Annotated in this window: 14 protein-coding genes; 8 read left to right on the plus strand and 6 right to left on the minus strand. The window is 44.8% G+C overall.

Annotation, left to right across the window (positions count from 1 at the left end):
* Positions 1-104: 104 nt before the first annotated feature.
* Positions 105-1,034: a manganese-dependent inorganic pyrophosphatase gene (locus MTN95_RS08205; RefSeq protein ID WP_010332614.1), complete on the minus strand. Its 930-nt coding sequence runs from the start codon at positions 1,032-1,034 to the stop codon at positions 105-107.
* A 209-nt stretch (positions 1,035-1,243) separates the two neighbouring features.
* Here MTN95_RS08205 and MTN95_RS08210 point away from each other — a divergent pair, with 209 nt between their 5' ends.
* On the plus strand, positions 1,244-1,621 hold the full coding sequence (locus MTN95_RS08210; RefSeq protein WP_024123528.1) for a winged helix-turn-helix transcriptional regulator: 378 nt from the start codon (positions 1,244-1,246) through the stop codon (positions 1,619-1,621).
* A gap of 29 nt (positions 1,622-1,650) precedes the next feature.
* Here MTN95_RS08210 and MTN95_RS08215 read toward each other — a convergent pair whose 3' ends face one another.
* Complete coding sequence (locus MTN95_RS08215) at positions 1,651-2,136, minus strand: spore coat protein (RefSeq protein ID WP_024123527.1); 486 nt, start codon at positions 2,134-2,136, stop codon at positions 1,651-1,653.
* A 145-nt stretch (positions 2,137-2,281) separates the two neighbouring features.
* On the opposite strand from MTN95_RS08215, the gene MTN95_RS08220 reads away from it, so the two are divergent.
* From MTN95_RS08220 to rplI, 4 genes are all read left to right on the plus strand, one after another.
* Positions 2,282-2,431 (plus strand): hypothetical protein, encoded by a 150-nt coding sequence (locus MTN95_RS08220; protein ID WP_010332611.1) that lies wholly within the window; start codon positions 2,282-2,284, stop codon positions 2,429-2,431.
* A 224-nt stretch (positions 2,432-2,655) separates the two neighbouring features.
* Entirely contained in the window at positions 2,656-3,585 is a 930-nt protein-coding gene (locus tag MTN95_RS08225) for a YybS family protein (RefSeq protein WP_101859650.1), read from the plus strand.
* Positions 3,586-3,621: 36 nt separating this feature from the next.
* Entirely contained in the window at positions 3,622-5,601 is a 1,980-nt protein-coding gene (gene gdpP / locus MTN95_RS08230) for a cyclic-di-AMP phosphodiesterase GdpP (protein WP_105954631.1), read from the plus strand.
* Entirely contained in the window at positions 5,598-6,047 is a 450-nt protein-coding gene (rplI, locus tag MTN95_RS08235; RefSeq protein ID WP_010332608.1) for a 50S ribosomal protein L9, read from the plus strand. Before gdpP ends, rplI begins: the two co-directional genes overlap by 4 nt.
* A 36-nt stretch (positions 6,048-6,083) precedes the next feature.
* Here the strand turns inward: rplI and MTN95_RS08240 are convergent, their stop codons facing one another.
* From MTN95_RS08240 to MTN95_RS08250, 3 genes are all read right to left on the minus strand, one after another.
* Positions 6,084-8,159 carry an ArnT family glycosyltransferase gene (locus MTN95_RS08240; RefSeq protein WP_248337718.1) on the minus strand — a complete coding sequence of 692 codons (2,076 nt, stop codon included), beginning with the start codon at positions 8,157-8,159 and terminating at the stop codon, positions 6,084-6,086.
* A gap of 134 nt (positions 8,160-8,293) precedes the next feature.
* A complete protein-coding gene (locus MTN95_RS08245; RefSeq protein WP_248337720.1) occupies positions 8,294-9,502 on the minus strand; it encodes a CynX/NimT family MFS transporter in 1,209 nt (402 codons plus the stop codon).
* Between the two features lie 72 nt (positions 9,503-9,574).
* Positions 9,575-9,715, minus strand: coding sequence for a YycC family protein (locus MTN95_RS08250; RefSeq protein WP_003242786.1), 141 nt, complete (start codon positions 9,713-9,715; stop codon positions 9,575-9,577).
* A 120-nt stretch (positions 9,716-9,835) separates the two neighbouring features.
* On the opposite strand from MTN95_RS08250, the gene MTN95_RS08255 reads away from it, so the two are divergent.
* Positions 9,836-10,039: a hypothetical protein gene (locus MTN95_RS08255; protein ID WP_059335329.1), complete on the plus strand. Its 204-nt coding sequence runs from the start codon at positions 9,836-9,838 to the stop codon at positions 10,037-10,039.
* Between the two features lie 52 nt (positions 10,040-10,091).
* Here the strand turns inward: MTN95_RS08255 and MTN95_RS08260 are convergent, their stop codons facing one another.
* Entirely contained in the window at positions 10,092-10,292 is a 201-nt protein-coding gene (locus tag MTN95_RS08260) for a DUF2188 domain-containing protein (protein ID WP_038954329.1), read from the minus strand.
* Positions 10,293-10,462: 170 nt separating this feature from the next.
* Here MTN95_RS08260 and dnaB point away from each other — a divergent pair, with 170 nt between their 5' ends.
* Together dnaB and MTN95_RS08270 are read left to right on the plus strand one after the other, a co-directional pair.
* Entirely contained in the window at positions 10,463-11,827 is a 1,365-nt protein-coding gene (gene dnaB / locus MTN95_RS08265; protein ID WP_024123520.1) for a replicative DNA helicase, read from the plus strand.
* Between the two features lie 118 nt (positions 11,828-11,945).
* Positions 11,946-12,365 carry a VOC family protein gene (locus MTN95_RS08270; RefSeq protein ID WP_248337722.1) on the plus strand — a complete coding sequence of 140 codons (420 nt, stop codon included), beginning with the start codon at positions 11,946-11,948 and terminating at the stop codon, positions 12,363-12,365.
* Positions 12,366-12,412: the final 47 nt, after the last annotated feature.

The raw sequence follows: 12,412 nt of genomic DNA on the forward strand, positions 1-12,412 counted from the left end.
TCTGTATCTAAAATACAATAAGCATCTAAAGAAACAAAAAAAGCTTGTAGAAAAAACATCGTTTTCTCTACAAGCTGAGCATCCCGGAGCGGGATGCTTTTTTATTATTCTGCAATCGCGTCTGTTAACACAGGAACGACTTGTTTTTTACGAGAAACAACGCCTTTAAGAAGGGCTGTATTGTTTTCTAATGTGACGTTGAATGCTTTTTCCACTTTGTCCGCTTCGTTACCGATTGCAAGTGCAAGTGAATCGTTTTCTAAGATGTCTGTGATCACAAGAAGGAACAGATCAAGGTTCTTCTCAGCCACAACTTTAGAAATCACTGCTTCTAACTCAGCTTGGCGCTTTCTCACATCTTCAATATCCACTGTGTTGACTTGTGCGATTTCGACTTTTTTGCTGCCGAGTGTGAATTCTTTTGCATCAAGAGAAATCAGCTCTTCAACTGTTTTTTTGCTTAAATCAGCGCCGGCTTTCAGCATGTTTAAGCCGTATTCTTCAGCATCTACGCCAGCGATTTCAGCAAGTTCTTTTGCTGCCGCTACGTCTTGATCAGTGCAAGTTGGAGATTTGAATAACAGAGAGTCAGAAATGATAGCAGACAGCATAAGGCCGGCAATTTCTTTCTCGATTGTTACGTTATTTTCTTTGTACATTTTGTTTAAGATTGTAGCAGTACAGCCGACAGGCTCAGCACGATAGTAAAGCGGCTCAGCTGTTTCGAAGTTTGCGATTCTGTGGTGGTCGATGACTTCAAGAACCTGAACGTCTTCAATATCCTTGATGCTTTGCTGGCGTTCGTTGTGGTCAACAAGGATAACGCCGTTCACTTCGTTTGCAGCTGTTTCTACAAGACGAGGGCTTTCTTGTTTGAAGTAATCTAGCGCGTATTGTGTTTCGCCGTTGACTTGTCCAAGTCTGACAGGCTCAGCGTTGAAACCGAGTTTGTTTTTTAAATCAGCGTAAGCAATAGCAGAGCAAATCGTATCTGTGTCTGGATTTTGGTGTCCGAAAATAAGTATTTTTTCCATGATAACTCCTTATCCTTTTTTAAGTAGTGTAAACATTCTTTTTATAGTTTAACACGTCTTGCTGCGGGTGTAATCATGCAAACCCTTAAAAATTGATGTGAATAAAAAGCATTTTTTTTGAGTGGAAGAGGAAAGGTGTGTAAAATACTGGGTAGGTCAGTTGCAAAATGATCTGTAGTATCAAAAAAGGTACTATTGGAGGGTCGAACATGAGCCGAAAAAACAATATTTATCCGAACAAAGAAGGCTGTCCTGTTGAATTTACACTAGATGTCATTGGCGGAAAGTGGAAAGGAATCCTTTTTTATCACATGATAGATGGCAAGAAACGGTTCAATGAGTTTCGCAAAATCTGCCCGAGTATTACCCAACGAATGCTGACCCTGCAGCTTCGGGAGCTTGAAGCGGATGGCATTGTTCATCGCGAAGTTTATCACCAGGTGCCGCCCAAGGTCGAGTATTCTTTGACAGAATTCGGGCGAACGCTTGAGCCGATTGTATTGCAAATGAAAGAATGGGGCGACGCCAACCGAGAAGTACTGGAGGCGCGTCGTTCGAACAGTTTATTAAAAGAACAGCAGAAGTAGCAGCAAAGGGAGAGCCTTTGCTGCTTCTTTTATTTCATCGAAATGGCTTTATTGGCGTTTCTGACGTCATTTTTTAACAGATCAGAAAGGTTGTAAGATGGGTAGTATCCATGCTGATACATGTATTGATAAACCTGCGCATGCAACTTAATGGCAGCGTTTAGCTGTTTGACAAGTACGGTTCTTAATTGAGGTGTTGCTGTTTCTGTAATTGCGATGGCATAGCTGCGGACAGATGTTTTGGCAAAGCCGAGCAGGTCACCGCTGTAAAATGGATTATCCGCGCGCTCTTCTTCTTCATCATCGCGAGGCATCGGCGCCTGAGGGAAGAATGGGAGAAGCTCTTTTAAGTTTTGCTCAACGGCCTGAATGGACACGCTATAAAGCTGTCTGAGCTGAGGATCTCTAACTTCTCTAATCATTTTCTTCAGTTTAATGAGCCCGTTTGCCTGAAAAGCAACCAGCTCATGCATCTCTAATGTTTCATGCCAAGCCAACGTTCTGCGTTCATCCATGTAACAAATCTCCTTTATCAATCAGATTCTGTATCAGCATATGCCCAACGTTCAATGTTGTTCATGATGTTTTGAAGTTTTTAAAAAGGGAAATTCACCTTATATAGGATACGGGTTGAGAACATCCAAAAAGAGGTGAAACACGATGTGGGACATGATAAAGAACTTTTTCTTGTTTAGCAGCGGCGTTCTGCAAGCAACAACCCTTTTACTTGTGATTTTAATATTTGTGTATGTCAGAAAAACGAAGAAGAAAAACAAAGAATCTTCTGGTTTTATGGATGATAAAGAATAAGAAGTGATGGGCATTCTTTTAAAGAATGTCTTTTCGTTTGCAATGTTTCACATGAAACATTGGCGTCATTTTACTTGCGATTTGGACTTATGTTAAAATATAAAAGTAATTTTAGAGATGATATGAAAACATTGGTGCAAAACATGTTGCGGCGATGAAAAAAAGAGCAGTCGTTTATGCTGCTCTTTTCTATTCGTATGTTCAGTATGATACGAGGTGACTAAGTGAAACAAACAAGAGCATTAATGGAAGGTGCTATTTTAATCAGTTTGTTTGCGATCATCACACTGTTGGTCGTTTATGTACCATTGATTGGAACAATTCTGTTATTTGCACTGCCGCTGCCTATGATCCTTTATACAATCAGACACGGATTGAAATTAGGATTATGGATGGGCGCTGTCAGTCTTCCTGTTGTCTTTATTGTCGGGTCCTTTAACGGACTTATTGTAGCTTTTATGTCAGCTTGTGCGGGCATTGCCATGGGGCATTTTTTCAAAAAAAGAGAACCCGGTCATGCTATTATTTCGGGTGCCCTGATTTATATGCTTTGTATCGTGTTCTATTTTGTGATAAGCATTCAGTTTTTGGGTATCAATATCATTGATGAAGCAATGACACAATACCGGCAATCACTCGATATCGTTGAATCTGTTTTGAAACAATCGGGTAATGCTGAAGAGCTTGAGAAACAAATGAAACTGATGGAAGAACAATTGAGTACGGTTCAATATCTTTTTCCAACAGCTATCGTGATGGTAGGAGCCATTTTTTCTTTCCTCAGTTACCTTATCGCTAAGCCGCTCTTGAGGCGATTCTCCCCCGATATTCCTAGTCTAAAGCCTTTTAGAGAGTTGAAGTTTCCGCAAAGTGTTGTAGTGCTGTATTTGTTGATTGTCATTCTTTCATTTCTGCCTTTAGAAAAAGGCCAAATGCTGTACTCTATCGCTTTAAATGGGGAGTTTATACTCGGGTTTCTTATTTTTATCCAGGGTTTATCATTTATCTTTTTCTATTGCCATAAGAAAAAATATCCGAAGGCAGTCGCCGTCATTGCAGTCATTCTTGGTTTTCTGCATCCGATTTTTATGGCAGCCATTCGCATTTTAGGCGTTATGGACATGGGCTTTAACATAAGGAATAAGGTGAAGTGAATATGAGTTGTACTCACATGGTGGGGAGTGATAGAAATGCCAAGCTTTTATGAAAAACCGTTGTTTCGGTATCCCATCTATGCATTGATTGCTTTGTCAATCATTACAATCCTCATCAGCTTTTATTTTAACTGGATCATAGGAACCGTCGAAGTGTTGCTGCTTGCAGTTATACTGTTTTTTATAAAACGCGCGGATTCTCTTATTCGAAAAGAGATTGACGCTTATATTTCTACGTTATCCTACAGGTTGAAAAAAGTCGGTGAAGAGGCATTGATGGAAATGCCGATCGGCATCATGCTTTTTAATGATCAATACTATATAGAATGGGCAAATCCGTTTCTCTCTTCTTGCTTTAATGAAAGTACTTTAGTGGGGAGATCACTTTATGATACGTGTGAATCAGTTGTGCCGCTCATCAAACAAGAGGTAGAATCGGAAACGGTTACATTGAATGACCGAAAATTTAAAGTGGTCATCAAACGGGATGAGCGTCTGCTTTATTTCTTCGATGTGACGGAACAGATACAGATTGAAAAGCAATATGAAAATGAAAGAACTGTGCTGGCCTATATTTTCCTTGATAACTATGATGATGTGACGCAAGGATTAGACGACCAGACGAGAAGCACGATGAACAGCCAAGTGACATCTTTGCTCAACGCTTGGGCGCAGGAGTATGGAATATTCCTGAAAAGGACTTCATCAGAACGTTTCATCGCTGTGCTTAATGAACACATTTTAACCGAACTTGAAAATTCGAAGTTTTCGATTCTGGATGAGGTACGGGAAAAAACTTCATTTGACGGCGTTGCGCTGACCTTAAGCGTTGGTATCGGAGCTTCGGTCTCATCGCTGAAAGAGCTTGGCGATTTGGCGCAATCCAGTCTGGATTTAGCGCTGGGCCGCGGCGGAGACCAAGTAGCCATTAAGCTGCCAAACGGTAAAGTGAAGTTTTACGGCGGTAAAACAAACCCGATGGAGAAGCGAACAAGGGTGCGCGCCCGCGTGATTTCTCATGCTTTAAAAGAAATCGTTTCTGAAAGCAGCAATGTGATTATCATGGGACACAAATTCCCCGACATGGATTCTATCGGCGCGGCGATCGGGATATTAAAGGTGTCACAGGCAAATAACAAAGATGGATTTATTGTGATTGATCCGAATCAAATCGGTTCAAGTGTGCAGCGCTTGATTGAGGAAATTAAAAAATATGAAGATCTGTGGTCCAGGTTTATTACGCCTGAAGAAGCGATGGAAATTGCCAATGACGACACGCTGCTTGTCATCGTGGATACACATAAGCCGTCGCTTGTCATGGAAGAACGGCTGGTAAACAAAATTGAACATATTGTGGTCATCGACCATCACCGCAGAGGCGAAGAATTTATCAGAGACCCGCTGCTCGTCTATATGGAGCCGTACGCTTCATCAACAGCGGAATTGGTGACAGAGCTGCTTGAGTATCAGCCGAAGCGCTTAAAAATCAATATGATTGAAGCAACCGCCCTATTAGCTGGTATAATAGTGGATACAAAGAGCTTTTCACTCCGCACTGGCTCGCGGACCTTTGATGCAGCTTCATATTTAAGAGCGAAAGGCGCCGATACGGTGCTTGTGCAGAAGTTCCTCAAAGAAACCGTTGATTCCTATATTAAACGGGCGAAGCTGATCCAGCATACGGCCCTCTATAAAGAGAACATTGCGATTGCGTCTCTGCCTGAGAATGAAGATGAATATTTCGATCAAGTGCTGATTGCGCAGGCTGCGGATTCACTGCTGTCGATGAGCGAGGTTGAGGCTTCATTTGCGGTAGCTAGACGTGATGAACAAACTGTTTGTATCAGTGCGCGGTCTCTTGGCGATGTGAATGTTCAGATCATCATGGAGGCGCTGGAAGGCGGAGGACATTTAACAAATGCGGCGACTCAGTTATCCGGCATTTCAGTAACAGAAGCGCTGGAGCGGCTGAAGGGCGCCATAGATGAGTATTTTGAGGGAGGCGTACAAAGATGAAGGTTATTTTCTTACAGGATGTAAAAGGAAAAGGAAAAAAAGGCGAAGTGAAAAACGTAGCAGACGGTTATGCGCATAACTTTCTGATTAAAAAAGGCCTCGCGGTTGAAGCGAACGCGTCAAACATCAGTGTACTAAACGGTCAAAAGCAGAAAGAGAAAAAAGAAGCCATCGCAGAGCTTGAGCAGGCAAAGAGCTTAAAAGAAACATTAGAAAAACTGACTGTTGAGCTCAGCGCGAAATCAGGTGAAGGCGGCCGTTTGTTCGGCTCTGTCACAAGCAAGCAAATTACTGAACAGCTTCAAAAAGACCATAACATTAAAGTGGATAAGCGAAAGCTGGAACTGCCGGACGGCATCCGTGCGTTAGGATATACAAACGTTCCTGTGAAATTGCATCCTGAGGTGCAGGCTGTGTTAAAGGTACATGTGAAAGAAGAAGCTTAATAGAAAAGAGGCTTGGATTGATCCAAGCCCCTTTTTTTATTCTGCGAGATAAAGGGTTTGCTGGCTTTCTCCGCCAGGTCCACCTTTCATGCCTTGCTGGCTGCTTGTGCTGCTCGAGGAACTGCTGTACTCGTCAGAAGATATTTCTTGGCCGTGTTTCTTGATCCAAGAAACGAGTTCAGTATTGCCTAAGTTAGTTTCTGACAGCAGGAAGTATTTCACTTTGCCCTCATTGACCAGTTTTTTCAGCTCAGAGACAGTCAGAATCGGATCTGTGCCGTTGAAGCCGCCGAGTGCCATGACAGATTCATCTGTATTGATGATATATGGCGCAGCCGTTACGGTTGTCAACGCAGCAAATAAATACTCTTCGCCGGTATTATGCTCTCTCAGATAAGACAGGAGACCGGTGTCCATTTCTGAGGAGAACATGTTTCCTCCGTTTGCCGAGCTTTTAAGCTGCGGGCCGGATTCAGGAAGAACGCTGTTGCCCCCGTATAAAAGCGGCGTTGCTGACCAGTAGATTGGTGCGAGCAGCAGCACACATAAGCTGACAATGATTAGCTTTTTGCTGCTTTTGAGCATGAGCAGAGCAATCGTGATGCCGAGTCCAGCGAGTCCAAGTACATACATCCAACCACTGCCGATTTGGCTTGTATAAGCACTCAAAATATACACTTGGAATGCGGCTGTGATGAAGACGGCCGCTGGCAGCAGGCAGCTTGACCAATCTTTATTGTTTTTGTATAAGCGATACATTGTATACCATCCAATACCGGAAAGTGCGGCAATCGGCGGTGCCAGCATAATCAAGTAATACTGGTGGAAGAATCCCGCGATGCTGAAGAAACCTGCCACAGGTACGAGCCATGCTGTCCAGAATATCGTTTCCTGCATTTCCGTAGCCTGACCGCGGCGATCACGGTACCAGCTGACAATTACACCTAATAATCCGATCAATGCGAATGGAAGCATCCAGCTGATCTGGCCGGAAAGAGCAGATTGGAAGAGACGAAGCGGTCCTGCATCACCTGTGCCGAACATGTTCATGCTTTTTCCGCCGCCACCGCCGGGTCCTCCATTTCCTGGTCCGCCTGTTGGAGGTGTGCCGCCCCCTCCATTGGAAGTGCCGTTTTGTCCAGAAGGCGGCTGAGGTGCATTGCCCCCGAAGGAACCGGTGCTGTTTTGATTTCCATCTGCCTTGCTGTTTCCGTTCTGAGATGAAGAGGTTCCGTCAGAGGACTCATTGTGATTTGGCGCTTGCATCGTGCCATTATTCTGCATGTTGCCGCCGCCTGCGCCATTCATATCACCGCGTGCAAGGCCGGTGGTTTGCCCAAGCAGCCGCTCTGTGCCGTTATATCCGAAGGCGAGTTCTAACACAGAGTTTGTCTGGCTGCTTCCGATATACGGCCGGCTGGAGGAGGATGTTGAATCCACAATAACCGCCCATGAGAGCGATATACCGGTTAGGAGGATAAGAGACAGAATCAGCGATCCTGTTTTTTTCTTTAGCGAAATCCGAGAAGCAATCAGGTAGAATAACACAAATGCAGGCAATACCATAAAGGCTTGCATCATTTTCATATTAAATGCAAGGCCGATCAGGCCAAAAGCTGTCAGGAGCCAAACGAGCTTGCCTTGTTTGACCGCCCGAAGCAGGCATGATGAACCGAGCAATAAGGTAAAGACAAGCATGCTGTCAATGTTGTTTGTCCGGCTGACGGCGACTGCGATCGGTGTCAGCGCCATGACAAGCGCGGCGGCGCGGGCCGCTCCAATGCCAAATGTCGGTTTGATCATTCTGTACAGAAGGAATACCGATCCAACCCCGGCGAGAGCCTGAGGAATGATGACACTCCACGTATGAACACCAAAGATCAGCGCGAAGATCGTTTGAATCCATAAAACAACAGGCGGCTTATCAACTGTTACAAATCCGGAAGGGTCAAATGACGCATAGAAGAAATTGTGGAAGCTTTGCGTCATGCTTTTCACCGCTGCCAGATAGTATTGGTTCGCGGCGTCATCCTGCCAAATGTGATAGGTGTTGAGAAAAGCCGCTGCAAGCAAAATAACAATAAGGACTGTGTCGAAACGTTTGGTTTTCATCGTTTTTCACCTCTTTATGATGTCTTATTGTAAAAAACAAATATGAAAAACTTATGAATAAACCATAAAGATTCAAAGAATGTCTGACAGTTTTTCCATAAAAAAGAGGCGGAGACATCTTCCCCGCCCTTTTTCTACGCTGAATTTCTCTTTCTCTCTGTCTGAAGGACGTATCGATCGCGTCCTGCCCCGAGTCCTGCTGTTCCCATGACGATTAAAGCAGCAATAAGAAGCACAATCGGCATTGTCCATGAATGTGTCTGGTCAAAGAGATACCCGACAAAGATCGGTCCGACGGCTGCAAGAAGGTAGCCAAATGACTGTGACATGCCCGACAGCGCTGCCGCCTGATACGCATTCTCACTGCGGAGCCCAATGAGAGTGAGTGCCAGACTAATGCTGGAGCCTTGTCCGATACCGATTATCACCATCCAGATGGCAAGCATAGCATGGCTGCCGCCCGTTAATAATCCGCATAGACCGATCAGATAGACTGCGGTCAGCACTGCAACGATCCCGCGCTGATGTTTCACGCGGTCAGCTAAAACCGGTGTCAGAAAAGTGGAAGGCAGACTCGCAAATTGCATGAGTGATACAAGCCATCCGGCGGTTGACGTATCAATCCCGTGTGAACGGAGAATCTCAGGAAACCAGGCGATACTGCTGTAAAATAAAAATGATTGCAGGCCCATGAAGATGGTGACGAACCATGCCACTTTGGAAGCCCAAATCGGACTGGTTTTAAGCTGCGGCGTCTGGTTGGACGCATCCCGATGGCGAAGCTGAGGTATCCAAATCAGCAAGGCTAGAAATGCCAAGCCTCCCCATAAAAGAAATCCCTGTTTCCATCCGCCATCCAACTGGGACGCTAAAGGAACGCTGATACCTGATGCTAAAGCAGCGAATATATTCATTGATGTCGTATACAGGCTGATCATGATCCCTGGCTTTTCAGGGTATTTATGTTTGATTAAGCTAGGCAAAAGTACGTTTCCGATCGCAATTCCGATTCCGATGAGTGCCGTTCCGAAAAACAAAGCGGGGGTATAGCCGGCAGATCGAATCAAAACACCGATAAACAGTATCAGGAGACCAAGCCATAAGGTTCGCTCATTTCCTAGGCGCCGTCCGAGCTTAGGCGCGAGCGGAGAAAGAACGGCAAACGAAAGCAGCGGCAGTGCGGTCAAAAAACCGGCTGCCCCATTGGACATGTGCAGCTCGGTCCTGATGGAGCTGATGACCGGCCCGACTGAAGTGATTGCGGGTCTTAAGTTAAACGCGATAAAGATAATACCGGCAATCAGCCAAAACGATTGGATTTTTTTATTTTGTGGATGTGGCAAAGCTGTTACTCCTCTTTTCTAACATATACTTAATATCATTCCGATACATGTAAGCAAGTATGCGAGTGCAGGTTATGATTTGTCCTCTTTCTGCAATTCAGCCATTTTGGCAAGCAGAATATGCTGAGGCATATGCATGATCTGTTCAAGCGGCAGATTCAAAGACTCTGCAAGCTTTTGTGCAGTTTCAGCAGAAATTTGCAAAGGTCTCACAAAGATCCCTCCTCTCTTTTGTCCATTGTACAAGAATCAGATGTGAAACGTAAGAAGATATCACAAAGGAATGGTGCATTCGGAAAATGCCCCTTATAAAAGAGATAAGGAGGGTTCATCATGAACAAACCGTTATCATTATTAAAACAAATGCTGTATGAGCATCAGATAGACACAGAGAAAGCTGTCACATTGGAAGAATATATTGCATTGCGGCATAAGCTTCAGGAGCTGATGGGGAAATTTGCTTCATTTGAAGAGTGGGAGCTGTATCAAAAGGCGGCGGATCTCATGATGCGTATTGGATTCAAATGGATGGAATAGCCGTGTCGTACCCGCTAAAAAAAGCCCCGCGGCAGCGAAGGCTTTCAGTTTGTTAGAAAGAAAGTTCATCTTCCACATTTTTATGCTGGTCATAAATCACAAGCTTTGCCGGGCTGTTCTCTTTGGCTACCTGCTTCGCTTTTTCAATAGCGGCGTCTTTTGAGGTGTATAAAGCTGTAGGCGCCACATTCTCCACTTTGATAAACCAGCCGTCCGCATCGACGTTGGGTGTTACGGCGTATTTTTTCAGCATCATTCATTCCTCCCTCAAGATTTATCAGTTTTTTTCCCAGCCTGACACTGTCCGAAACTATCCAATCTGCTGACTGAAAAAAATAGGAAACAAAGAATTTTTCTATTTTTTTTCTGGATAAATGGTAAAATGGAGTTTGGAGATTTTTTAATGAGAGGACGGTGCTTAGCATGACAGACCTTCTGAATGATCGGCTGCCGCCGCAAAATATAGAAGCCGAACAAGCCGTGTTAGGCGCTATCTTTTTACAGCCGTCTGCTTTAACACTGGCTTCAGAGGTATTGATTCCAGATGATTTCTATAGAATGTCCCACCAAAAAATTTATAATGCGATGCTGGTGCTCGGAGACCGCGGTGAACCGGTTGATTTAGTTACGGTGACGTCAGAGCTTGCCAACACGGACCTGCTGGAAGAAGTGGGAGGCATATCGTATCTGACTGATATCGCAAACTCGGTGCCGACAGCGGCTAACATAGAATATTACGCAAAGATCGTTGAGGAAAAATCAATTCTTCGCCGGTTAATCAGAACAGCGACAACCATCGCTCAGGACGGATATACCCGCGAGGACGAGGTCGAAGATTTACTCAGTGAAGCGGAAAAAACGATTATGGAAGTGGCGCAGCGCAAAAATACAAGCGCCTTCCAAAATATCAAGGATGTCCTTGTTCAGACGTATGACAACATCGAGCAGCTTCACAATCGAAAAGGCGATATTACCGGGATTCCGACAGGGTTTTCTGAGCTTGATCGGATGACTGCCGGATTCCAGCGCAATGACTTGATTATTGTGGCTGCCCGTCCGTCAGTAGGGAAAACGGCCTTTGCCTTGAATATCGCGCAAAACGTAGCGACGAAGACCGACGAGAGTGTAGCCATTTTCAGTCTTGAGATGGGTGCCGAGCAGCTCGTTATGCGTATGCTTTGTGCCGAAGGAAATATCAATGCCCAAAACCTTCGTACAGGAAATCTGACAGAAGAAGATTGGGGCAAGCTGACGATGGCGATGGGAAGCCTGTCCAACAGCGGGATTTATATCGATGATACACCGGGTATCCGTGTCAGTGAAATCCGCGCCAAATGCCGCCGTTTGAAGCAGGAAAGCGGTCTTGGCATGATTTTGATCGATTACTTGCAATTGATCCAGGGAAGCGGACGTTCAAAGGATAACCGTCAGCAGGAAGTATCAGAAATTTCCCGTGAACTGAAATCGATCGCCAGGGAGCTTCAAGTCCCTGTTATCGCGCTTTCTCAGCTTTCACGTGGCGTTGAGCAGCGTCAGGACAAACGTCCGATGATGTCTGACATCCGTGAATCAGGAAGTATCGAGCAGGATGCGGATATTGTCGCGTTCCTTTATCGTGATGACTACTATGACAAAGAATCTGAGAACAAAAACATTATCGAAATCATTATTGCCAAACAGCGTAACGGCCCGGTAGGAACCGTGTCTCTTGCGTTCGTAAAAGAATACAATAAATTCGTCAACCTGGAACGGCGTTTTGATGACGCAGGTGTTCCGCCTGGCGCGTAAACCCCAAGAGCTTCTTCTTGGGGTTTTTTCATCCAAAAGACTGAAGAGGAACCAGCCACTTAGCGGATGTGAAAATGAAAGCGTTTTAATAAAATGAGACAAAAAGGAGAGGGTAACAATGAGACATCGTTTTTCACAATTTCATGCCGCGCAAATTCGGATAGCAAGACCTACGGGCCGGCTTGATCAGATCATTCGCTTTTATGAAGAAGGGCTGGGCTTAAAACGAATTGGTGAATTTCATCAGCATAATGGGTTTGACGGAGTCATGTTTGGCCTCCCGCATACCGATTACCACTTGGAATTCACCCAGCATGAAGAGGAAAGAACAGCCCCCGTTCCCCACCCAGACAGCCTGCTCGTCTTTTATGTGCCGAGCGAAGAAGAAATCAAAGCCATTACTGCAAAATTAAAAAGCATGGGCTATCAGGAGGCTGAACCTGAGAACCCGTACTGGAGTCATGGAGGGGTGACGATAGAGGATCCAGACGGCTGGCGGATCGTGTTCATGAACACAAAAGGGATTTCAGGCAAGTGATTCTTTCTTCTGCTAAAGGATAAAAGTTTCATGAGCTTTTCAAGGCA

The sequence above is a fragment of the Bacillus sp. 2CMS4F genome (assembly GCF_023161785.1).
GTDB lineage: Bacteria > Bacillota > Bacilli > Bacillales > Bacillaceae > Bacillus > Bacillus halotolerans.

What these genes read in the sequence shown, in the direction of transcription:
- MTN95_RS08205 (WP_010332614.1), bottom strand. Translation starts at nt 1,034, where the DNA reads ATGGAAAAAATACTTATTTTCGGACACCAAAATCCAGACACAGATACG.
- MTN95_RS08210 (WP_024123528.1), top strand. Translation starts at nt 1,244, where the DNA reads ATGAGCCGAAAAAACAATATTTATCCGAACAAAGAAGGCTGTCCTGTT.
- MTN95_RS08215 (WP_024123527.1), bottom strand. Translation starts at nt 2,136, where the DNA reads ATGGATGAACGCAGAACGTTGGCTTGGCATGAAACATTAGAGATGCAT.
- MTN95_RS08220 (WP_010332611.1), top strand. Translation starts at nt 2,282, where the DNA reads ATGTGGGACATGATAAAGAACTTTTTCTTGTTTAGCAGCGGCGTTCTG.
- gdpP (WP_105954631.1), top strand. Translation starts at nt 3,622, where the DNA reads ATGCCAAGCTTTTATGAAAAACCGTTGTTTCGGTATCCCATCTATGCA.
- rplI (WP_010332608.1), top strand. Translation starts at nt 5,598, where the DNA reads ATGAAGGTTATTTTCTTACAGGATGTAAAAGGAAAAGGAAAAAAAGGC.
- MTN95_RS08240 (WP_248337718.1), bottom strand. Translation starts at nt 8,159, where the DNA reads ATGAAAACCAAACGTTTCGACACAGTCCTTATTGTTATTTTGCTTGCA.
- MTN95_RS08255 (WP_059335329.1), top strand. Translation starts at nt 9,836, where the DNA reads ATGAACAAACCGTTATCATTATTAAAACAAATGCTGTATGAGCATCAG.
- MTN95_RS08260 (WP_038954329.1), bottom strand. Translation starts at nt 10,292, where the DNA reads ATGCTGAAAAAATACGCCGTAACACCCAACGTCGATGCGGACGGCTGG.
- dnaB (WP_024123520.1), top strand. Translation starts at nt 10,463, where the DNA reads ATGACAGACCTTCTGAATGATCGGCTGCCGCCGCAAAATATAGAAGCC.
- MTN95_RS08270 (WP_248337722.1), top strand. Translation starts at nt 11,946, where the DNA reads ATGAGACATCGTTTTTCACAATTTCATGCCGCGCAAATTCGGATAGCA.